The following is a 21,922-nucleotide window of genomic DNA, read 5'->3' on the forward strand; positions in this document are numbered from 1 at the left end:
AAATGATTGGATGACATTTTATGGGGCTAGCTTATATTTGCTTCATGAACTTCTCAAAAGAATTCCCTGTTCTGGCAAATTGCACCTATCTGAATACCGCTAACTCTGGCGTTTTATCGCAATCAGTACTCAACTGGAGGAGAGCACATGACGAAAAATTTATGCAAGCCGGAAGCCAGTTCCGTGCGCATCAGGTCGAATTTCTGCAGGGCATCAGGCAACAACTGGCAAGGTTTTTTAAGGGCAATTTAGATAACACCTTCCTGGTGCCGAATTTCTCCTTTGGCTTTAACACCTTTCTGGATGGCTTAGCTGCATCACATCGGTTTTTGCTGGTCAGAAGTGATTACCCATCAGTAAACTATCCTGTTGAAAGCAGGGGGTTCAGCTGCGGATATGTGGAGCAGAACGAGCTCCTGGAGGAGAATATTCTTGAAAAGGTGAAGACATTTAAGCCGACAGTACTGGCTTTAAGCCTTGTTCAATATACCAGCGGTATCAAGATCGACTTTGGCTTTATAAAAAAGTTAAAGGCCGATTACCCTGATCTAGTGATCATTGCAGACGGCACTCAATATTGCGGCACAGAAGACTTTAATTTTGAAGCTTCGGGACTGGATGCCCTGATCAGCAGCGGTTATAAATGGATGCTTGGTGGTTATGGAAATGGATTTGTGATGATCAATGATCGTGTAGCGGAATTTTTATACCAGGAAAGGAGGCGGTACCACTTACCCAAAGAACCTTTTTTAAAGGGTAAAACGCAGTTATCACTTTGCTTTGAACCTGGGCACCTCGATACGCTTAACTTTGGTACACTCGGGCAGTCTATGTTGTATTTGGAAAACCTCGGATTTGAATATATAGAAAATTGCATCAAAAGCATCAGTGAGGCTGCCAAAAATGCCTTTACGGAAAGAGGCTTGTTGTCAGGCGATGTGATCAGGCAGGCACAGCTTTCATCCATATTCAACATCAAGTCTGATGAAAAGCTGGCTAGAAGATTGCAGAAGGCTAGTATCATCTGCGTTCCGCGGGGTAAAGGACTGCGGGTATCCTTTCACTTTTATAATAGCGAACAAGATTTGCAGGAATTATTAAACGTAATTGATCATTTATAATGTGTTATCATACTTCCAGCACAAGTACAGCAAACGGGCTGAAGAAAAAGTTTAAACTAGCCATCGTCGACGAAACTAAGCGTACCACCACATAAAAAAAAAGGATGCCTTTAATCATTGAAGAGAAAAACCTTAAAACATGGATAGATGGGGATATGTCCGCCTACCCGGTTTCAAAAATACTCAGCGCGAAAAACGTAAATAGTGATATCCCGGAAATCACTAAACCGCTTGAAATATATCAGCCAAAGCTATTCTGACAACACTAGCTTAAAGTTTTACCTGCAGCTGCACCCTAAACCGGGCATTATCAGGTTGATTGTCGAAATTATTCAAAGTGGCATCGGCCTGTACTTTAAAGTTATGGCCTGCCATGTATTTTGATACTCCGAACGTGTACTGTTTTTCATCAATCAGGCCAGTAACGGTTGTCGGATTAAAATTGGTAAAACGACCGGCTATTTCCCAGTTATTTATAAACAGATAACCTGCCTGAACATTAAAGGCATTCCCGGTGATAAAAGTTTCTTCTACCCCGCCTAACCTGTTAGCGAGCACCACCGGACCATCTGGTGCTTTTTTATTGGCATACTCTGCCATGGCGGAGAAAGCTTTATACTTAAACATGGCATCAACAAAAAAGCTCCGTAAGTCACGTTGCTGACTCAAAAAATTCTCTGTCTGGCCCTGCGCCCTGGAAGCTCCATCGTTATAGTCAAAGGTTCCGGCAAGCGCAAGTTTCGGCGTTTGTTCCCGCTCGATATCGCTGCCAGCATAATCGCCACCGTTTTCAAATTCCCCAAAAGGCAATATTTCCAAACGTGCGGTATAATCATAGCCACCTGCATTATCTATTGTTATGTTTCGACCTTCGCCCATGCTTACAGATCCGGTTTCCCGTACGACAACGCTACCAATCTGGTGTTGGTTATGAATTTGCAGACCAATATCACGGTCTAGGTTAAACTGCGAATCTAAGATACTGCGGTCTACAAACTGCATTTTACTCGAAGACATCATTCGCTCGCGGTTACCCGGCAATTTCGTTTGCCCCGCCCAAAGTTCCAGGTTTGATATGATATTCCATTGAACCACTGCGTCCATTAAAATATTGTTGGCAGAACTGTCATCTTCCAGGGCCTCGCTGTCTGTTTCTTCATCGCTGAAGCCCAGTTGAAGCTCATACTTTAGTCTTGGAGAGTATGCAAAGCCTTCAAATTTCAGTCGCGCGCGGCGGATCATTATCCTGTCATCCCAATTTCCTGAAGCAGGATTGTCTTCGCCCTGGTAACGTACTTGAATAGTGGGGCTGAATTTAATGCTGAAGGATGAATCCGCAGCAACGTATGCTATGCCCTTCCCTAACTTTGAACTAGGCTCATTTTGTGCATTTGCAACATCTGCGCGTAAAAATACTACTGCAGTTACAATGAAGATGAGACAACAAGAGGTGGAACTTTTCTGGTTAGTCATAACCCAAAATTTTAACAATTACCCAGTGCTTTTATAGGAAGCGGTCAAAAGGAACATAAAGTATAATAAAAAAAAAAAGGCCTGGTGAAATTTAGAACAGCTATACATAAATAAAGTTCGGAAAATTTGATACATTTTATCGATGAAAGGATAGGATTGAATTCGTTCTATCCTAAGCTTATCATGCTATTTTTCAGTTGTAAGCTTGAAATGGTTTTTAAATTAGGGTGTAAAATAAAATTAAAACATATGATGTTAACTTTGAAATCAACTTTTGTTCTACTATTTGCAGCACTATCGGGAAATATGGTGAATGCGCAGTCTGAATGGAAAAAAGTGAAAGAGGAAATCGTTTTCCAGACCCCGCCGTTTAATAATTGCCACGCTTCAACTATGGTGGAAACTAAATCAGGAGCGCTTTTGCTTGCCTGTTTCGGCGGTAGCCAGGAAGGCAAAAAAGACGTTTCTATCTGGTTAACCTCGTTAAATAATGGAGGAAAACGGACAACAAGAATGGTGGCTGATGGGAATGTGAATGATAAGCTGCGATACCCTACATGGAATCCGGTTCTTTTTGAGGAATCAAAAGGAAGGTTGTTTTTGTTTTACAAGGTTGGTCCAAATCCAAGGGAATGGTGGGGGGTGTATAAAACCTCTAATGATCATGGCAAATCGTGGTCACCACCTGTTACTTTACCCAAAGGAATTTTAGGACCTATCAAAAACAAGCCAGTTCAGCTCTCAGAGGGGGTGATTTTATCTCCTTCAAGTATTGAGGAAGATAATGGTAGATGGAAGGCTCATATCGAAAAATCACTGGATGGAGGAACAACCTGGAGTAAAATTCCGCTGGATACCAATAAGAAGTTTGATATCATTCAGCCAAGTATTCTGGAATATGCTAAGGGAAGTCTTCAAATACTCTGTAGAAGTAAACAGGGCGAGATCGTTCAGGCATGGTCTTATGATAGGGGAAACACCTGGACGAAACCATCAGGAACCAAGTTACTGAATCCGAATTCTGGAACAGATGCAATAACTTTAAAAAGTGGAAAACAGCTCCTCGTTTACAATCCTGATGTGCCCGGAAAAGAATGGTTTGAGGGTCGAGGTAAACTAAGAGTTGCCTGTTCAATGGATGGCAAAAATTGGAAGGATATTGCTGTTCTGGAAAATGGGACAACCGAGGAATTCAGTTATCCGGCAATCATCCAAACCCGGGATGGCCTAATCCATATCAGTTACACCTTTAATAGAAAAAACATCAAACACGTAGTTTTACATGAAGGGAGTTAGTGTAGTATCTGTTGTGTAACAAGTAATAAAGAATCACTTTTTCTGCTCCTTGAGCGGAAGTAGCAGCTGGCTTTAACTGGCCGTTCTTTTAGTGATAGGTGATGGAATGCTAAAAGATGAGGCATGTATACGCAGGTAGGTCGCAGACCTGACTTAGGTTTATCGTATAACTTACCCATTGTTTAGCTTTGAATTAGTGTTGGGCAAACTTTCAGCTATCCTTTTATTGTGCAACATCCCATTCCTTGTATTCCTTCCGAATTTTCACATTTTCCTCTCATTATTCCTATTAAAATCACATATTAGCTAAAGCTAAATATAATTACTTGTCAGGGGAATCATTTTCCGTTCATGGAGTGAATCGTAGGACACAAACATTGCCATACTAGCATCAAACACAATGATCAGAAGAAATTTTATTAAAAAAGCCGGAATCACTACCGCCTCATTGCTTTTACACAATTCCATATTAAATGCCACTACACCGCTTTTTGCAGCGAAGAAATTAAACGTTGCCATCATTGGCTGCGGCGACCGTGGAAAAGGCTTAATGTATGTGCTTAAAGAACTTTCTGGCCAATTTCAAATAAAAGCGATCTGTGATGTGCTTGATTTCCGCCTGGAAGCAGCAAGAAAAGTAGAGCCTTCGGCCTTAGCGACAAAAGATTATCGAAAAGTGCTGGATAACAAGAATATTGACGCGGTGATTATTGCCGTACCTCTACACCTGCATTTTCAGATTGCCAAGGATGCTTTGCAGGCAGGTAAGCATATCTACCTGGAAAAAACGATGACTTATAACCTTGACCAGGCAACTGAATTAGTAAAGCTGGTTAAAGCAAAACCAAATCTTACCTTCCAGGTTGGTCATCAATATCGTTACACCCCCCTTTATTATAAAGTCAAGGACATGATCAACAATGGTCACCTGGGTAAGGTAACGCAGATTGATTGTCGCTGGGACAGAAATGGCACCTGGCGCCGGGCAGTACCTGAGCCTGCTCTCGAAAGACAAATCAATTGGCGCATGTACAAAGAATTTTCCGGTGGTTTGCCTGCAGAGTTGTTATCTCACCAGATAGATTTTGTGAACTGGGCATTTGATACCCATGTAGATGAGGTTTTCGCTACTGGGGGTGTTGATTTTTATAAAGATGGCCGCGAAACTTTTGATAACGTACAAGCGGTATTGCGCTATCAAAAGGATGGTATGATCGGGAACTTTGGCGCAACCTGTGCCAATAGTCATGACGGCTATTTATTCAAATTCAAAGGCTCCAAAGGGTCAATTTCCTTATTGGTGAATGACGCAGTATACTATCCTGAAAAACAAACTTTAAAAGACTTGAAAACAGTCGATGGCGTTACCGGTGCAACAAAAATTACCTGGAATAAGGACGGTGGCATCCCCATACTGGCAGGGCCATTAAAAGATGGATCCTGGTATGCACTCACTGATTTCCATAAATGTATCAGTGAAAAGCTGCAGCCTGCCTCCGATGTGTTTACCGGCGCTAAAACAGCCATCACCGTTCATATGATCAATGAATCCCTGTATAATAACACGATTGAAAAATGGAAACCTGGTTATGACCTAACCTAAGCGATAGTTTTTCATCGCTTTAATCCACCTCATCAGGTTAAAACTCAGAAGTCGTTAAAATGAGCTGTGAACTGGGGTATTGAATACTTGCATTGTCTTCCGCGGTCACAAAAAACCTGATCGGCTTAAATGGCGTCGATGTATTCAAGGTCGCTTTCCTTGCACTGGAAAAATAGCTTGTCTCACTGATCAGCTGACCTATATTTTTGATGCCATCGTTTTTGGTTTCCATCCAAACCACATAAGTCTTTTTTGGGGGACTCAGTCTTGCCGGATCCGCAAGGTTAGTTACTGTCATCTCAATGCGGTTATTCTTGTTATCATCCTTGCTCAAACTTACTGATGCATTAGCCCCGGGAACTACTGTGGAGTTCTGGAAACGGACAGTTTTTGAGCAGGAGATTAAGGCTAAGGCCATCGTTAAAACTAAGATGCCTTGAAGAAAAGGTCTTTTGATCGAGTGTCTCATAGTTTTTGCTGCTTTTAAAGGGCAGGTATCAATTACAAAACCTTTAGTACTTCATTTTGTTTGCGTGGACTTATCTTTAACATTAATTGGGTAGGTGTGTATGCTGGGAAAGGTATAGTAAACAGGAATTTAGCTATTCCTGATTAAAAGAAATATGTTTGTATTCCAGAAAGTCTTCCAATGCAGCTTCACCATTTAACCGCCCGATTCCACTTTTTTTATAGCCACCTTCCTCAAACTGAGGGAAAACTTGTGCATAAGTATTAATCCAGATCGTACCGGCTTGTATTTCTTTAGCCACCCACCATGACCGGTTAAAATCACGGGTCCAAATGCTTGCTGCAAGACCGTAGTCACTGTCGTTGGCTAAAACGATGGCTTCTGCTTCATCTTTAAAGATTTGTAATGTGGCAACCGGGCCGAAAATCTCCTGCTGCACAATAGGAAGTTTTGAATCTGTAACCTCAAGCAAAGTGGGGCTGTAAAAGGTGCCCTCGTTATACGCAGCTTCGGTTAAGGGGCCGCCACGAACAATGATTTTTGCACCTGCAGCTATGGCTTCTTCTACCATTTGGTTTACCCGGTCGCAACCCGATTTATTTATCAATGGCCCCATTTCGCTCTGCGGGTTAGACGGAGGACCCACTTTTATCGCAGCCAGTCGTTTACCAAGCATCATTCTTAAACTTTCGGCGATGTTACTTTGCACAAGTATGCGGCTTCCTGCCATACAAAATTGTCCGCTAAAAATCGTGATACCGCTTACAATAGCATCAATGGCTTTTTCCATATCTGCATCACCGAAAACTAACATTGGGGTTTTGCCGCCCAGTTCAAGGTTCAATCGTTTCAATTGTGTTGCTCCAGCAGCTAAAATGGCTTTTCCCGTCGCTGTGCTTCCGGTAAAGCTGATGACAGGTACATCAGGAGATTGAACCAGGTATTTTGCCACCTCAGCGCCACTTTCCGTAATGATATTGATCACCCCTTTAGGCAGGTGTGCTACCTCTGAAAACATTCCTGCCAGCATTGAATTAGTTTGCGCAGCAAGTCCGGGCATTTTGATTACAGTCGTCGTTCCCGCCGCCAGCGCCGGGGCAAGTGCACGCAGCAAAAGTGCCAGGGGCGCATTAAAAGGGATGATAAGGCCAGCTACACCCACAGCTTCACGAAGGGTAAAGGAAAAGCTCCCGAGCATAACTTCCCCGGAACGTCCTGCTGTAAATGTTTTGCCTGCCCAATAACGGAGAAATGCAGGCGCTGCCTGAACTTCCATGCCTGCTTCAGCAGCGATCTTTCCCCCTTCGGTGCCTAAAATCTGGATAAAGTCACTGCTTCGGTTTTCAATTCGATCTGCCATGTTAAGCAAAACTTTAGCACGTAAGGCATGGTCGTTTTTCCAGGGTGTTTCCCGGAAGCTCTTTAAAGCAGCGGCAATTGCCATTTTTGCTTCTTCAAGTCCACCATCGGCATACCTTCCTATGGTTTCACCAGTCGCAGGATTAAAACTTAACTGGTGATTTCCCGAATCAACCCAGTCACCGTTAATCCAGTTGAGTGCAGGCGGGTTTGTCACGCTATTGCTTACTTTGTTAACTTCAAATTCCTTTTCAATTGTCTTCATGATTCCAAATGTTAAACCAAACATTGTTGATTGTATCAACTCACGACAGGTTGATGAGTCAAAATTCTGAAGTATTTTAATAGAAATGGTGGTAAAAAAAGGACGTTTTTAAATTAGCGAGGGACAACGGCTCACATAAATATCCTGAGTTAAATTAAGAACCGATTCAGGTGCGTTTTTTTCTGCTGTATGAAATTCGGCAGGCGTTAAACCGGTAAAGTCCTTGAAATCTTTTACCAGATGCTGGTAATCATAAAAGGCGCAATCAATGGCAATACTAAACCAGTCTTTTTTGGGAAACTGGTTTTTCATGTTGATGGCTTTATTGAAGCGGATAATTCTCAAAAAGGTTTTTGGATTAATGCCTGTTCTTTCCTGAAAATTTCTTTTAAACTGTTTAGTGCATAAGCAGCTTTCGCCTGCAAGCCAGTCAATCATTGACATTTTTATAGCTTGGAGCATCAATCTGCTCACCGGATCCACTCGGGTGAAATCCTTTTTGGCAGCTGAGATCAGGTTTTGAGTAAAGTGTTCGATGATGCGCAGGAGTTCTGAATAATCTTTCGCTTCCTGCAGCTGTTCCAATGTAAACTGTATCTCTTTCGGAAATATACTTTTGGCATCTACATGTTGATCGGTTAAATGAGAAGGAGATATTCCCGTTAAACAAAAAATGGCAGTGGGCTGAAATACAATTTGAAGGTCTATGAAATTACTACCTGTAAATTGTTTAACCATATTGGTCCGTTGGCCGCTGAAAAGGATGGATGGTTGTTCCAATATTTCGGTGCCAGGTTGTTGTATGGCAAAAGAATCACGTAAAAAGAAGTGAAGGCAGCTTTCAGGTTTTGGAGGGTAACATTTGAATGGGATAGGCGCTTTATTTTCAAATTCGAAATGAACGATCCTGTAGCATTGTACAAAATCCCTCACCGCCAGACCAGGTTGAAAGTCACACAACAGCATTATTAACCCTCTTTTAATTACTTTAAGTTACAGTTTTTAGGGCTTTATTGCAAGATTAAAATAGGGAAATGTTTAGGCTTTGATCTCAAATTTAAATGATCTTCTAGCAAACGCATATGATCCAGATGACCTAAATAACGTTTCCGAAAATCATTAATGGTTTGAAAGTAAATCATTGATTGATGAGTCGGTATAATGGAGACAAATTTATTACCTTGAGGTCAGGTGATGTCATTACGGCTCATGATAGCTCATAACCAAATTAAACCAAATTAAATGATGAAACAACGTTTAAACTTTTTAACGGGTTTGATACCTGTCACGTTAATTTTACTGCTTAGTTTTACTTCTTTAAACGCTCAGCAAAAGCAGTGGTCTTATGTTAAAGATAGAATTGTTACGCCCTGGGCGGACAAAGTAGATCCTAAAGCACCACTGCCGGAATATCCTCGTCCTCAATTGGTTCGTGAAAACAACTGGAAAAACCTGAATGGTCTATGGAGTTATGCGATTGTTAAAAAAGGAGAAACGGAGCCTTCAAAATATAACGGTGATATCCTGGTGCCTTTTGCTGTAGAATCGGCCCTATCTGGCGTGGGTAAAACGGTAGGTGCCGACAGTGTTTTATGGTATAAAAATACCATTACCATTCCTACATCAATGAGGAATAAGGAAGTGCTGCTTCACTTTGGGGCGGTCGACTGGCAGGCGGAAGTTTTCGTCAACGGCAAAAGTGCTGGTAAACATGAAGGTGGTTTTGATCCTTTTACTTTTAACATCACTTCACTGCTTAAAAAAGGAGCTGCACAGGAAATAAAAGTGCGCGTTTGGGATCCTACAGATAAGGGCCCTCAGCCCAGAGGTAAACAAGTAGTGAAACCTGAGGGGATCTGGTATACACCTGTAACCGGGATCTGGCAAACGGTATGGATGGAAGCAGTTCCAAAAACTTATATTGAGGCAACGAAACATACACCTGATATTGATGCACATACCATCACCATCAGTGCAGCCGTAAAACATGCTCAAAGCGGCGATCAGCTAAAAATTGAAGTGCTGGATGGCAAAACCGTGATTGCCACGAAACTGGTTGACCCTGCGGCCACAGCAGTGATTTCTTTAAAAGACGAGAAATTATGGTCCCCTGATAGCCCTTTTTTATACGATCTTAAATTCAGCTTAGTCAGAAAAGGTAAAACTTTGGATGCTGTAAACAGCTATTTCGCCATGCGGAAAATTTCTATGGCGCCGGATGCTGCAGGTATCCAAAGGATGATGCTTAACAATAAATTCCTTTTTCAATACGGTCCTTTAGATCAGGGCTGGTGGCCTGATGGTTTATATACGCCGCCTACAGAAGAAGCGATGGTTTACGATATTGACGAGCTTAAAAAAATGGGCTTCAACATGATCCGTAAGCACATCAAAGTTGAGCCTGCCCGTTACTATAATTATTGCGATAAAAATGGTATGCTGGTTTGGCAGGATATGCCAAGCGGCGACCTGGGTAACAATTGGGAAACGCGTCCGGGAGTGCTTGATCGCGGTACTGAAAAAGACAGAACTCCAGAATCTGAAAGTTATTTCAGGAAAGAATGGGATGCCATTATGAACACCTTACACAACTTCCCATCTATTGTGGTATGGGTGCCGTTTAATGAGGCCTGGGGTCAGTTCAAAACAGTAGAAATCACAGAATGGACGATGAAAAAAGATCCGTCTAGATTGGTGAACAGCGCCAGTGGTGGTAATTTTTTCACAACAGGACATATGATAGATCTTCATAATTACCCGCATCCGGCGATGCCAAGGCCAGAGGTTTTTGGTCCGAAACTATTGCTTGTTCTGGGCGAGTTTGGCGGTTTGGGTTTACCCGTTAACGGTCACACCTGGCAGCAAAAAGACAACTGGGGCTACCAGTCTTTTAAAACTGCCGATGAACTTTTCGATAAATATTCATCCTATACCAACAGGCTGCAAGAGTTCATTCGCCTGGGTTTATCTGCAGCAGTTTATACGCAGACAACGGATGTGGAAGGGGAGGTTAACGGCTTTATGACTTACGACAGGAAAGTAATTAAAGTGCCTGTTGAAAAATTGAAAGCGGTAAATGATAGGTTGTACCTGGTGCCTGCACCATAGATTAGGTAAAATAAATCAATTGTGGCCCCAGGTAATCAATGTTTTTTGATTACCTGGGGCCACTCTTTTTAAGGCTTTGGAAGGGTTTACGATCATTAAAATAATTTTGGTTATATATATTATCTATTAGAATACTCAATTAAATATAATATCTAATAATTACTATTTATATTAAACAAATTGATTAAATTTATTATGCATTTATGGAATAGTAGAAAATTATTTTAATATTAAAATAAAAGGTTATGAAAAAGCTTTTATTATTATTGGTTTCTTTGTGCTGTAGCATACAGGTCCTTAAAGCACAAACTGTGGAAGAAGAGCGGCTTAAAAAGATAGTCCGCTTAGAAACGGAATCTTTTTTCAAAGGAGATACCGCTACCTGGAAGTCTCTCTTTATTCAGGACGACAAAACAATCCGTACCCAATCCGGAATTGGCTATTATATCAGCAATATAGGATGGAATAGTTTTGCCCCCACCTCCCTCGACTGGATTAAAGAACAAGGAAAGGCTTTACAGTTTACGATAGTAGATCATTCCAATTATATCATCAGACGCACCAATGACATGGCCTGGATTTCATTTAACCAGACGCTGACAGATCCCTCTAATGATTCCCTGGTGATCTCGGCTACGAGGGAATTTCGGACGCTGGTGAAAGAGAATTATCAGTGGAAAATCAGTTCCATTATTACTTTTGATACCTTGTCTTATAATTCTACAGACCCCCGGGTGGTTGAGGCTTTGTTTAATACCACTGGTCGTCATTTTCTAAATGAAAAGAAGATAGACCAGGCCTTGGAAATATTCAAGTTCAATGTAAAAATGTATCCTAATGTTTCGAATGCCTATTACAGCTTGGCTGAGGCTTATGAGATTTCGGGCAATAAAAAGCTTGCCATTGTCAATTATGAAAGAGCGGTTCAACTCGATCCTAAAAATGAAAATGGCAAGGCTAAACTTATGGAGTTGAAAAAAACGGCTGCAAAGGGAAAAGCTATTCGCTAATCCCCTCTAAGGCAAATAAAAAGGAGTAGTTCAATGCAATGTCCTTCAGGTAGTCAAACCTGCCTGAAGCACCGCCATGTCCAAAATCCATATCCGTTTTTAATAATAATACATTGTTGTCCGTCTTCGTAGCTCTTAATCTCGCTACCCACTTGGCAGGCTCAAAATACTGAACCTGACTATCATGCAGTCCGGTAGTGACCAGCATATTCGGATAAGCTTTTGCCGTTACATTTTCGTACGGTGAATAGCTTTTCATATATTCATATGCCGCTTTTTGTTTGGGATTTCCCCATTCATCAAACTCATTAGTGGTAAGAGGGATACTTTCGTCCAGCATGGTGTTTACCACATCTACAAAAGGAACATGAGCGAGTACGCCATTCCAAAGGTCTGGAGCAAGGTTCACAACGGCACCCATCAACAATCCGCCAGCACTTCCTCCCTGTGCATACAGATGACCTTTACTGGTGTATTTTTGCTCTGTAAGGTGCTCGCCACAGGTGATAAAATCTGTGAAAGTGTTCATCTTTTTAAGGAGCTTTCCATCTTCATACCATTGACGGCCCATTTCCTGTCCGCCACGGATATGAGCAATCGCATACACAAACCCCCTGTTTAGCAAGCTTAAAGTATTGCTTGAAAATGAAGGATCTATAGTTGACCCGTAAGAGCCGTATCCATATAACAATAACGGCGCGCTGCCATCTTTTTTGAAGCCATTTTTATAAACCAGTGAGATTGGAATCTTCGTGCCATCTTTCGCCGTGGCAAATAAACGCTCTGTGGTATATTCTTTTTTGTCGTAGCCGCCTAAGATTTCCTGTTGCTTCATGAGCTTTTTGTCCTTTGTCTCCATATTATAATCATAGGTAGAAGAAGGCGTAGTTAATGACGTATAAATATAGCGCAGGTTTTTAGTGTTGTATTCAGGGTTGGCACCTGTTTGTGCACGGTAGGATGGTTCTTCGAAAGCCACATAATGTTCAGTTCCGTTGTTATTTTTGATGCGCAATTGGGTAAGACCATCTTTACGTTCAGTGATGCTTACAAATTTTTTAAACTCTTCTACACTTTCCAGTAGCACATCCTTGCGGTGTGGAATGACATCTTTCCAGTTTTCTTTTCCTGGTTTATCCAAGGGGCACTCCATTAGCCTGAAGTTTTTAGCATTCCAGTTGGTTAAAATCAGGAACTTATCATCAAGGGCATACATTTCGTACAGCACTTCTTTCATTCGAGGCTGAAGGATACGGAAGGGCTTATCAGGTTGATCAGCTTCCAGTACCCTCGTTTCGGATGAAAGCGTTGCACCCGAATAAATGAAAATATATTTGCCTGATTTACTTTTGCTGACCCCGATATAATTGGTGTTATCTTTTTCATGATAAACTACCGCATCTTGTTTAGCATCTGTACCCAGTTTGTGTTTCTTTATTTTCTCGCTGAGTAACGTAACTTCATTTTTAGCAGTGTAAAACAGGGTTTTATTGTCGGCCGCCCACACCGGATCTGCCTGGGTGTTGGGTATCGCATCTTTGAGCAGCTCACCAGTTTCCAAGTTTTTGACATGGATGGTGTATTGTCTGCGGGAAACTTTATCTACACCGAAAGCCAGGAGTTTATTATCGGGACTAACTTTTACGCCTGAAACGGAGAAATAGGGAAGGCCTTTGGCCATTTCATCAACATCCAATAGCACTTCTTCTTTAGCATCCAGACTGCCTTTCTTTCTGCAATATTTAAAGTACTGTTTACCATCTTCAGTCCTGGTGTAATAATAATAGCCATTATTCAAGACAGGCACTGATTCATCTTTTTCCTTAATTCTGCCTTTCAGCTCTTTGAACAAATTTTCCTGAAAGCTTTTGGTACCGCTCATCATCGTGTCGAGGTACTTGTTTTCTGCATCCAGGTATGTTATAACTTCCGAGCTATCCTTTCCTTTTTTGAAGTAGTCAATCATCCAATAATAATTGTCAACAACCGTGTCTCCATGCAATGTCCTGGTAATCGGTTTCATCGCTGCTACAGGTGGCTTAGCATCGGGCCATTTATAGGTATCCATATTCTTTTCTGTGTTTTTGCAGGCTATTAATGTGCTGAACAGCACCAGCATAGGGAGTAATTTGCTTTTTAAGTTTGTTGTCATCTATGTTTATTTGCTGTAAGGGAAATTCCGGGATACTTTTCTAATCAGTGATTTCATACTGTGCTTTTGTCAATAAACTGCATGAAATGATTAAAAATAGGAGTAGCGTTTTCTTCATAAACTAAATAATTTGTTCAAGTATAATAAAACTTTTAGAAAGTATATAATGCTTTAATCCTAATTGACTACTCCTATTTTTAGCTGAGATTTTATTCGTATTTCATTGCTTCGTAATTTAACAACCTGCGCCATAAGCCAAGCTGACCGATGCAATAAGATTCCCTATCGAGACAGGCCGTTATGGTATCCAGAAATGTTAAATTCTCTCCGGGCATTTTAAAAGGGTCGGGGCCATTCAGCTGTTCGGGGCCAGCGGTTAATATCGCATTTCTTAAGGCCGGACTAATGTTGTCCCAGTCGGTTTTAAATTCAGCCAGGGTAGGATAAGTCGTGTTGTCTTGTATACCCTTAAAATCTTTAAAAAGGTCAAGGCTTTGTTGCTCAGGGTTGATATGGAAGAATTGAGCAAGCGAATATCTTCCATAAACCAAGCTCCCCGCAATCCAGGCCATGTGATTTGCCCTGGTATTTAAACGGTTTTGCGCATCTTCCTCAGTGATAGACTCAAGGACATTTTTAAAAAGTTTGGTGTGCCAGTCATACATGTTCAACAAGGTATGGATGGCTGTTTTTTCCAATGTTGTTTCCATTTTTTCTAAGATTAATGGTTACCAATGATGATACATTTCCATATAAATATACAAGTTGAAATTCAATTTCGGACAGTTCAAATACGCTAAACTTTATACTGTTTGGCACCACCCAAAGTTGTAATAAACGGTCGGGCATATACAAAATCAGCTTCGGTTGTCCGTTTTTGCTGTTCAGGCAATTTTAGCCGGGAAGCGCTGGTTAATACTTGTATATTTGAGGAGGAAGTTTTGAGTTTAAACTTGATTATAAAACAGTATCAAATGAAAGCCATCATTGTAGCGACAGATTTTTCGAAAGAAGCAGAGAATTCCCTTGAGTATGCTTGTGAGTTTGCTAATAAAATTAACGCAAAAATTGTTCTTTTTAATTCCTTTAGTTTGCCGGTAAGTGCTTCGAATGCCTTGTTGTCTGCAGCATCTTTCCAGGAGTTACTTGATCATAACACGACTATGCTTCATAAAAAGGCACGGAGTTTTTCAGCAACTTTTGGTACAGAAATTATTATCGAAACCGGATTTATGGATTTTTCCAGAGCGCTTGATGGCCTGTTTGAAAAGCATAAAGCTGTCCTGCTCATCATGGGCATGGCCCCGAAATCGATAGAGCAGGATTTGTTTGGAAATTCTACTACAGCAATGATCATGAAATTAAAGTATCCGGTATTGGCTGTACCGTACCAAACAAAATTTGAGGGCATCAAGAAGATCTTGTTTGCTTATGATGAGGTGGAAAATAAAGCGTTATTTGAGAAAATTAAAGACCTCGCTGTAGCCCTTGGTGCCGAAATAGAAGTTTTTCATGTTGCTAAACACGTCGAGCAGTTGATAGGTGAAATTAATGCGACTGATGCCACTCCAATGATAGCTGAAGTGTTGAAAGATGTTCCTCATTACTTTAAAAATGTGGAATCTGATAAAGTGGTTAAAGTAATTGAAGAGGAAGTGATCAATATGAATGCTGACTTACTCATAATGGTTCCGCAAAAATATGGCTTCCTCGAATCCATTATCCACCGTAGTAAAACACGGGTAATGGCATCCAACAACAAAGTTCCATTGCTTTCGATCCCTATTTTTTAGAATATTCTATGTTGCTATTCTTCGTTAAATAATCCTTCAGGTACTTTTAATTCACCAGTATTGAAGTCAATGATTCCGTTGCGTTCATCCTCAATATTGGTGGCCTGGGTATAAACATCACCTGCAAAACCGCGGCTTCTTAATTCCTTTTTATAGAGTTTGATCTGTTTGGCTCTTTCTTCATCGTCATTTGGTCCGCCATAATCTGCAAAACCAAAACCGCCCCATTCACTCACTAAAAGTGGGTTCTGATTCCTGTAAAAAAAAGGATCACCCACAATCATCGGAAAGGCCGCTACATCGTTCATCTGTCCATTTTCCAGTTTGTCCAGCAGTTCAGCCCACCGCGTTAAGTCGGGTGTGTATAAATGTGCAGTGAGTAAATCAGATTTTAACCTTCCTTCATAAGAGATATGATGCCAGCCATCATTGTCCACGACAAGAAATTGAGGATGTGCAATTTTCATGTAGTGGAACATCCTAATGATATATTCCCTGGTTCTAATATTAGTGGCGATATCCTGGGCACCCCAGTCTTCGTTGTATAAACTCCAGATGATGATTGAGGGATGGGTACCCATCAGGGCAAGCATTCTTAACAACTCCTGTTTATGGTTGTTACGGCTTCTATCTGTGGATCTGTGCGGACTAGGCACTTCGACCCACAAGAGTAAGCCCAGTTTGTCTGCAAGGTTATATATCCTGGGGTCAACACCTGCAATATGGATGCGCACTAAATTGCAGCCCAACTTTTTCATGGCGTGCATGTGTTGTTTAATTTCCTCATAATTAGCTATACCTGGCTGGTACAATATGCCATTCAGGTAAATTCGTTTATTGTTGAGGTAAATGGACGGGCCTTTGGCCTCAATTTTTCTTAATCCAAAATAGGCCTCAATTTCAGCAATGTAACCGTTAGCGTCGATCAACTGTGCAACCAGACGATACCTATGCGGAGTTTCGGGTGACCAGTGGATTGCATCTGGTATTTTCATGACTAATCTTTGATCCCTTTGACCGATTTCTAGTAACAATTTATATTCATCAACAGCAATCGGTTCTTCAGATGGTAGTTCCTTACTATAAATCTTATTATAAACTTTTAGCCTGATGGTGTAATGACCGGGGTTATGGATGCGGGTTGTCAAATGAAAACGCACCAGATTTTCTTCTATCAGGCTAATTACGCCAATGCGTGACCGCAAACGGTTTCTCTCCACCGTTTCCAACCATATACTGCGCACGCCACCGGTATAAGTTTGGTACCAGATTCCTCCTCTTTTATAAACTGCAGATTCCTGCTTTCCCCTCGCCGTATCAGCATCCATCGTTCCTGCTATACGCACTGTTAACCTGTTGTTTTCGACGAGTATGGCTTCATCTAACTCATAAGAAAAGGATGTGTTTCCACCTACGTGCACATCCTGCCCTTCTATGGTTTTTAGTGGTATCCCATTTAACCACACCTTCGTACTGTAACCACATGCACCGAACGTTAACTGAAACTGCAGGTGGGCGCATTTTTCATCGCCTGAAAGTTTTGGTAACGGAAATTCTCTCTCATACCACACAATAACTTTATCGTGCCATAACTTTTCATCCGGATAACTTTTCGACATGTGGTTTTCAACACTTCCTGGCCAATGTGCTTGTGCATTATATTGATGTGAAATATACCAGCGTTCATTGATTCCTTTATTCTCCGGATCCAGAGAAAAGTTCCAGATGCCATCCAGGAGTAAAAACGAATTGGGACGGATAACGGCACGCGGCAGGGGGTTAATGTATCCTTCTTCTTTGTCTTCTTGTTTTTTGGACTTTGTTAAACTATAGTTCGGATGGTTGACGTCTACACTCATGGTCTATGTGCTTGATTTTCATTGGTGTATAATTTGTTTTTTAACGGCGATGAAGCTATCATAAGCTTATTCATTGCTGTTTGTAAGCCGTAAGCTTATGATGGTTTCAAAAGTTCGATACTTGAAAACAATAACGTCTGGCTTTGGTTTTTCATTACTATATTATTTGTTTTCATAGGTGTTGAAGCGATCATCAGCGTATTTTACGCGATGAAAACGATGTTTTTATCCTGTAAATACGGTAAAAATTACCCGAACATAAAATCATCTCTATTGGTTTTTGTAAGCATGTATTTAATAAAATCTAAAGTTTATGAAAAATCTAAATCTATGCAGCGCACTACTGTTGTTTTTAAGTGTATCGCTGTTTCTGCAGTCCTGCGATGATGATGATGAGGTGGATTATAAAATGGACAACCAGGTGTTCGTTAACCAGGCCTCCAGCAGCAATAACTTTGAAATCGCTGCCGGAAATCTTGCCCAGACGAAAGGTGAGAGTGAGTTCGTGAAGCAATATGGTCAACACATGGTGTCGGACCATACTGTTGTCGGGGCTGAAATGGCAGCTCTGGCCACCCGAAAAGGATGGGTGGTTCCAGCACCAACGGATTTACAGTCTAAAGAAGAGGCACTGTTAAATACCCTGGACAGCGTCACCAATGAAACGTTTGATATGCAATTTGCCGAAATTATGATCGCTTCTCATCAGGATGCTGTGTCGTTGTTTGAGGAAGCTTCAGGTAGGGAAGGGGTGCGTGATGCAGAGCTAAGAGGTTTTGCCGGGAATAAATTGCCCGCTTTGAGAACTCACCTTGAAGAAGCAAGAACTTTGCAAACCCAACTGCAGGAATGATAAGGTGTAATAGATTTTGTATATTATTTCTTAATTTCATTTTTTAAATAAATAAATCCAATAGCGCCTACACCTTAAACAATTAACAAATGCCTGATACCATTAAATGGGGAATGATCGGTTGCGGAAATGTGACTGAAGTAAAAAGCGGACCAGCCTTCAACAAAGTACCCCATTCGATTTTATGGGCAGTGACAAGCCGGAGCCCGGAGAAGGCTGCAGATTATGCAAGGAGGCACCTGGTGCCAAAATGTTATGCCAGTGCAGAAGAACTTCTGGCAGATCCTGAAATTAATGCGGTTTACATTGCTACGCCACCGGATTCTCATGAATTTTATGCTATTGCCGCTATGAAAGCGGGCAAATCAGTTTATGTAGAAAAACCAATGGCTGTGGGTGCCGCCGCCTCAAAGAGAATGCTTGATGCTGCGCAACGCTATGGTGTAAAATTAACGGTAGCACATTACCGGAGAGAACAGCCGGTGTTCAGGAAAATCAAATCGCTGATTGACGAAAAAGCCATCGGAACTATTAAATTCATTACGCTGAATTATTTTCAACCAGCGCTTTCCGAAAAAGAAATGACTGAGCCTAAGAACCAATGGCGGGTCAATCCTGAGATTGCCGGAGGTGGTCTTTTTCATGATATTGCACCACATCAATTGGATATGATGCTTCATTTGTTTGGTCCGGTGGATGGGATCGCCGGAACTGCCCTGCAGCAAGCTGATCAATATGCTGCTGATGATATGGTTGCCGGCATTTTAAGGTTTGAAAATAAGGCTGTATTTACAGGTGCATGGTGCTTTTCAGCACCTCCAGTAGTCAGGAAAGACATTTGTGAAATAACAGGCACTGCGGGCCGGCTCTCTTTTTCATTTTTCGGGCAGCCGGTGATTGAAATAACTACTGGCGATACTACGCAGACCATCCGCTTTGATACGCTGCCACATGTGCAGCAACCCATGATCGAAGCTACTGTAAAGTATTTTTTAAATCAAAAACCCAATCCCTGCAGTGCAGAAATTGGGTTTCAGGTAATGAATATCATTGATAACTTTACACGTTCTCCAAGCCATATTGCTTCAGTACCTCTGTAGGTACTCCCGTCCACTTGTTTGGCGTGTTACCTACATAACCTAAGTCTTTTACCCCAATTTCACTGGTAAAAAAACCCGAAGCCGTAAGGTCTCTCATTTTATTAAAGAAGGCGACACCAGGTTCCATGCCTGGCTTCACCTTATTTGGATAGGCGATATCATCAATGATTTCAATCTGCTCCTTGGCTGAAGCATCTTTAAAGCTTTTTTTAAACCGGTTGAAACTATGAAGATCCAACCATTTTAAACCTCCACGCATAGGAACCTGGTGGGAAGGGATGTCTTTTACAATAAATTCTATAAAATCAGGTACTTTGGCATCTGAGGCGCTGCCCGATTGACCATCTTTGGGAATAATAATGTCTGCCAGTATGGTGATGGTGGCCATCTCATGGTCATTGAAAAATTTTGCCGCATGCAGACTTTTGTCACGTTCCACTTCAAACTTTTCTCTGCCAGCCTCAGGAACACCATCTTCTTTTACAGCTGTTTCATTTTTATCGGTGTCCGGTTTACAAGCCTGCAACAATACGCCGGTACTGATGGCGGTTAAACCAAGGGCCTTAAGCGATTCTCTTCTGTTCATGTCTATTCGGTTTAATTAGCTTAAGTTTAATTTTTTCTTTTGTGCAAGAATATATTCTGCTGTACGCATCGACAAGGCTAAAATAGTCCAAGTCGCATTTTTATCACCCTGCTGAACAAAAGGAGCTGCATCTACCACAAATAGATTTTTACAATCGTGCGCCTGGCAATATTTATTTAAAGCAGAGTTTTTCGGGTCATCACCCATCCTAACCGTACCCACTTCGTGGATGATCTTTCCTGGTGCTTCAAGTCCGTAATTGTTTTCAGCTCCATGAACCTTTGAAGTAACGATGCCACCCATGGCATGAAACAACTCCTGGAAGGTTTCCTGCATGTGTCTCGCCTGGTTAATTTCCTCTTTTGCCCACTTATAATGAAAACGTAACACTGGAATACCATATTTATCGACTACATCATTGTCAATTTCGCAATAATTAGTTTCTCTGGCAATAGCTGTACCCCGACCCGCCATTCCAATACCGGTACCGAAGAATCGTCTGTAATCATCTTTCAATCCGGCGCCATAACCTCCGGCTTCCTTCATATTACCATCTTTACCTGCTACCTTTCCGTTTCTGTTTTGGATGCCACCTCCAAAGCCATAAGAAGGCATTCCCATGCCACCTCCATATTCTATATGGTAACCCCTTGGGAAATCGAGGTTTTTATTGTCGAGCCACCATGGAGAATAAATATGTACACTACCCACGCCATCTTCATTATAACGTTTGCGATCCAATAGCTGTGGCAAGAAACCACTTAAGCTAGCACCAGTGGAGTCATGCAGGTATTTACCAACCACATTGCTGTTGTTAGCCAATCCGTTGGGATGGGCTGCAGATTTGGAATTGAGTAATAAGCGTGCAGATTCACAGGCGCTTGCACCAAGGATGACAACTTTACCACGGACCTGGTGTTCTTCAAGAGAATTTTTGTCAACGTAGGAGACCCCTGTTGCCAGGCCTGCTTTATCGGTTAAAACCTCTCTTACCATGGCATTGGTGATTACCGTTAAGTTACCTGTTTTTACTGCAGGAATTACCAGGCAGGAAGAGGCAGAGAAATCACCATACACTTTACAGCCTCTGCCACATTGCCCGCAATAGAAACACGGAGAACGGTCTTTATTGCCGGGTAAAGCTTCCGTAAGCACAGAACCCCTGCCAGGGATCACTTTTACGCCGGTTTTCTTCGCCGCTTTGGTGATAAACACTTCGTTTAGCCTGGGTTTCGGTGGTGCCATGAAAATGCCGTCAGGCTCATTTTCTATACCTTCAACAGTGCCATAGATACCTATTAGCCGGTCGACCTTATCGTAAAAAGGCTTTAGGTCCTGATAAGTGATTGGCCAGTCGTCGGTTAAACCATCCTTGCATTTAAAATCATCCGGGCCCATTCTTAGGGAAATACGACCCCAGTGATTTGTTCTTCCACCGAGCATCCGGGAACGGAACCATGCAAATTCAGTCCCAGCCTTTTGGGTGTAAGGCTCTCCATCAAGTTCCCAACCACCATAAGAGGCATCAAAATCACCAAAAGGGCGCACTGTACTGGCACCACGTCTGGGAGATTCCCATGGCCACTTGAGTTGATGGGCATCGACACGAGGGTCGAAATAAGCACCGGCCTCCAGCATCAACACCTTTTGACCCGCATTTGCCAGAACATAACCTGCCATACCACCTCCGGCACCCGAGCCTACAATGATGGCGTCATATTCTATATCTGAATTTTTTATTTGGAATTCGTTCATGTGATAAAACGGTTTATATAATATTTGCTAATGTAATTTACTATAAATAATAAATTACCGCTACTTTTTATTTAAATTGTTACTCAATAGTTCGCCCGATAAAAATTAGCGGCGACGGTA

At 41.7% G+C, this 21,922-nt stretch carries 18 protein-coding genes; 9 read left to right on the plus strand and 9 right to left on the minus strand.

Translation table 11 applies throughout. The annotated features are described in order from the left end of the window. The first annotated feature begins 44 nt into the window (after positions 1-44). Together WG905_RS12230 and WG905_RS12235 are read left to right on the plus strand one after the other, a co-directional pair. A complete protein-coding gene (locus tag WG905_RS12230) occupies positions 45-1,121 on the plus strand; it encodes an aminotransferase class V-fold PLP-dependent enzyme (RefSeq protein ID WP_339592010.1) in 1,077 nt (358 codons plus the stop codon). A 104-nt stretch (positions 1,122-1,225) separates the two neighbouring features. Continuing rightward, positions 1,226-1,381 (plus strand): hypothetical protein, encoded by a 156-nt coding sequence (locus tag WG905_RS12235; protein WP_339592011.1) that lies wholly within the window; start codon positions 1,226-1,228, stop codon positions 1,379-1,381. A 10-nt stretch (positions 1,382-1,391) separates the two neighbouring features. Here WG905_RS12235 and WG905_RS12240 read toward each other — a convergent pair whose 3' ends face one another. After that, a complete protein-coding gene (locus tag WG905_RS12240) occupies positions 1,392-2,594 on the minus strand; it encodes a porin (RefSeq protein ID WP_339592012.1) in 1,203 nt (400 codons plus the stop codon). A 249-nt stretch (positions 2,595-2,843) separates the two neighbouring features. On the opposite strand from WG905_RS12240, the gene WG905_RS12245 reads away from it, so the two are divergent. Beyond that, positions 2,844-3,890 (plus strand): sialidase family protein, encoded by a 1,047-nt coding sequence (locus WG905_RS12245; RefSeq protein ID WP_339592013.1) that lies wholly within the window; start codon positions 2,844-2,846, stop codon positions 3,888-3,890. 400 nt (positions 3,891-4,290) lie between these two features. Further along, a complete protein-coding gene (locus WG905_RS12250; RefSeq protein ID WP_339592014.1) occupies positions 4,291-5,493 on the plus strand; it encodes a Gfo/Idh/MocA family protein in 1,203 nt (400 codons plus the stop codon). Between the two features lie 37 nt (positions 5,494-5,530). On the opposite strand, the gene WG905_RS12255 is transcribed toward WG905_RS12250, so the two are convergent. The 3 genes from WG905_RS12255 to WG905_RS12265 form a co-directional block, all read right to left on the minus strand. Further along, positions 5,531-5,962, minus strand: coding sequence for a hypothetical protein (locus tag WG905_RS12255; RefSeq protein WP_339592015.1), 432 nt, complete (start codon positions 5,960-5,962; stop codon positions 5,531-5,533). A 133-nt stretch (positions 5,963-6,095) separates the two neighbouring features. Next, on the minus strand, positions 6,096-7,586 hold the full coding sequence (locus WG905_RS12260) for an aldehyde dehydrogenase family protein (RefSeq protein ID WP_339592016.1): 1,491 nt from the start codon (positions 7,584-7,586) through the stop codon (positions 6,096-6,098). Positions 7,587-7,694: 108 nt separating this feature from the next. After that, positions 7,695-8,546, minus strand: coding sequence for a helix-turn-helix domain-containing protein (locus WG905_RS12265; protein WP_339592017.1), 852 nt, complete (start codon positions 8,544-8,546; stop codon positions 7,695-7,697). A gap of 282 nt (positions 8,547-8,828) precedes the next feature. On the opposite strand from WG905_RS12265, the gene WG905_RS12270 reads away from it, so the two are divergent. After that, positions 8,829-10,694 carry a glycoside hydrolase family 2 protein gene (locus WG905_RS12270; protein ID WP_339592018.1) on the plus strand — a complete coding sequence of 622 codons (1,866 nt, stop codon included), beginning with the start codon at positions 8,829-8,831 and terminating at the stop codon, positions 10,692-10,694. A gap of 245 nt (positions 10,695-10,939) precedes the next feature. Then, entirely contained in the window at positions 10,940-11,704 is a 765-nt protein-coding gene (locus WG905_RS12275) for a tetratricopeptide repeat protein (RefSeq protein WP_339592019.1), read from the plus strand. Here WG905_RS12275 and WG905_RS12280 read toward each other — a convergent pair. Continuing rightward, positions 11,694-13,856, minus strand: a complete 2,163-nt coding sequence (locus WG905_RS12280; protein WP_339592020.1) for a S9 family peptidase — start codon at positions 13,854-13,856, stop codon at positions 11,694-11,696. The two genes, WG905_RS12275 and WG905_RS12280, sit on opposite strands and share 11 nt — an antisense overlap. Positions 13,857-14,065: 209 nt before the next feature. Next, positions 14,066-14,566, minus strand: coding sequence for a DinB family protein (locus WG905_RS12285; protein ID WP_339592021.1), 501 nt, complete (start codon positions 14,564-14,566; stop codon positions 14,066-14,068). A 264-nt stretch (positions 14,567-14,830) separates the two neighbouring features. Between WG905_RS12285 and WG905_RS12290 the strand changes: the two genes are divergently transcribed. Further along, a complete protein-coding gene (locus tag WG905_RS12290) occupies positions 14,831-15,649 on the plus strand; it encodes a universal stress protein (RefSeq protein WP_339592022.1) in 819 nt (272 codons plus the stop codon). Between the two features lie 14 nt (positions 15,650-15,663). On the opposite strand, the gene WG905_RS12295 is transcribed toward WG905_RS12290, so the two are convergent. After that, positions 15,664-17,508, minus strand: a complete 1,845-nt coding sequence (locus WG905_RS12295) for a glycoside hydrolase family 2 protein (RefSeq protein ID WP_339592023.1) — start codon at positions 17,506-17,508, stop codon at positions 15,664-15,666. A 313-nt stretch (positions 17,509-17,821) separates the two neighbouring features. On the opposite strand from WG905_RS12295, the gene WG905_RS12300 reads away from it, so the two are divergent. Then, complete coding sequence (locus tag WG905_RS12300) at positions 17,822-18,361, plus strand: DUF4142 domain-containing protein (RefSeq protein WP_339592024.1); 540 nt, start codon at positions 17,822-17,824, stop codon at positions 18,359-18,361. Positions 18,362-18,450: 89 nt separating this feature from the next. Next, positions 18,451-19,461, plus strand: coding sequence for a Gfo/Idh/MocA family protein (locus tag WG905_RS12305; protein WP_339592025.1), 1,011 nt, complete (start codon positions 18,451-18,453; stop codon positions 19,459-19,461). Here the strand turns inward: WG905_RS12305 and WG905_RS12310 are convergent. Beyond that, a complete protein-coding gene (locus WG905_RS12310; protein ID WP_339592026.1) occupies positions 19,421-20,047 on the minus strand; it encodes a gluconate 2-dehydrogenase subunit 3 family protein in 627 nt (208 codons plus the stop codon). The two genes, WG905_RS12305 and WG905_RS12310, sit on opposite strands and share 41 nt — an antisense overlap. 15 nt (positions 20,048-20,062) lie before the next feature. Continuing rightward, on the minus strand, positions 20,063-21,802 hold the full coding sequence (locus tag WG905_RS12315) for a GMC oxidoreductase (RefSeq protein WP_339592027.1): 1,740 nt from the start codon (positions 21,800-21,802) through the stop codon (positions 20,063-20,065). Positions 21,803-21,922 lie beyond the last annotated feature (120 nt).

Origin of the sequence: Pedobacter immunditicola (genome assembly GCF_037482985.1) — a bacterium.
In the GTDB taxonomy this organism is placed as follows: Bacteria; Bacteroidota; Bacteroidia; order Sphingobacteriales; family Sphingobacteriaceae; genus Pedobacter; species Pedobacter immunditicola.

Coding starts and splice junctions, on each gene's coding strand:
- WG905_RS12295 (WP_339592023.1), bottom strand. CDS start 17,508: ATGAGTGTAGACGTCAACCATCCGAACTATAGTTTAACAAAGTCCAAA.
- WG905_RS12240 (WP_339592012.1), bottom strand. CDS start 2,594: ATGACTAACCAGAAAAGTTCCACCTCTTGTTGTCTCATCTTCATTGTA.
- WG905_RS12305 (WP_339592025.1), top strand. CDS start 18,451: ATGCCTGATACCATTAAATGGGGAATGATCGGTTGCGGAAATGTGACT.
- WG905_RS12310 (WP_339592026.1), bottom strand. CDS start 20,047: ATGAACAGAAGAGAATCGCTTAAGGCCCTTGGTTTAACCGCCATCAGT.
- WG905_RS12250 (WP_339592014.1), top strand. CDS start 4,291: ATGATCAGAAGAAATTTTATTAAAAAAGCCGGAATCACTACCGCCTCA.
- WG905_RS12235 (WP_339592011.1), top strand. CDS start 1,226: ATGCCTTTAATCATTGAAGAGAAAAACCTTAAAACATGGATAGATGGG.
- WG905_RS12280 (WP_339592020.1), bottom strand. CDS start 13,856: ATGACAACAAACTTAAAAAGCAAATTACTCCCTATGCTGGTGCTGTTC.
- WG905_RS12285 (WP_339592021.1), bottom strand. CDS start 14,566: ATGGAAACAACATTGGAAAAAACAGCCATCCATACCTTGTTGAACATG.
- WG905_RS12290 (WP_339592022.1), top strand. CDS start 14,831: ATGAAAGCCATCATTGTAGCGACAGATTTTTCGAAAGAAGCAGAGAAT.
- WG905_RS12270 (WP_339592018.1), top strand. CDS start 8,829: ATGATGAAACAACGTTTAAACTTTTTAACGGGTTTGATACCTGTCACG.
- WG905_RS12315 (WP_339592027.1), bottom strand. CDS start 21,802: ATGAACGAATTCCAAATAAAAAATTCAGATATAGAATATGACGCCATC.
- WG905_RS12245 (WP_339592013.1), top strand. CDS start 2,844: ATGATGTTAACTTTGAAATCAACTTTTGTTCTACTATTTGCAGCACTA.
- WG905_RS12260 (WP_339592016.1), bottom strand. CDS start 7,586: ATGAAGACAATTGAAAAGGAATTTGAAGTTAACAAAGTAAGCAATAGC.
- WG905_RS12275 (WP_339592019.1), top strand. CDS start 10,940: ATGAAAAAGCTTTTATTATTATTGGTTTCTTTGTGCTGTAGCATACAG.
- WG905_RS12255 (WP_339592015.1), bottom strand. CDS start 5,962: ATGAGACACTCGATCAAAAGACCTTTTCTTCAAGGCATCTTAGTTTTA.
- WG905_RS12230 (WP_339592010.1), top strand. CDS start 45: ATGAACTTCTCAAAAGAATTCCCTGTTCTGGCAAATTGCACCTATCTG.
- WG905_RS12300 (WP_339592024.1), top strand. CDS start 17,822: ATGAAAAATCTAAATCTATGCAGCGCACTACTGTTGTTTTTAAGTGTA.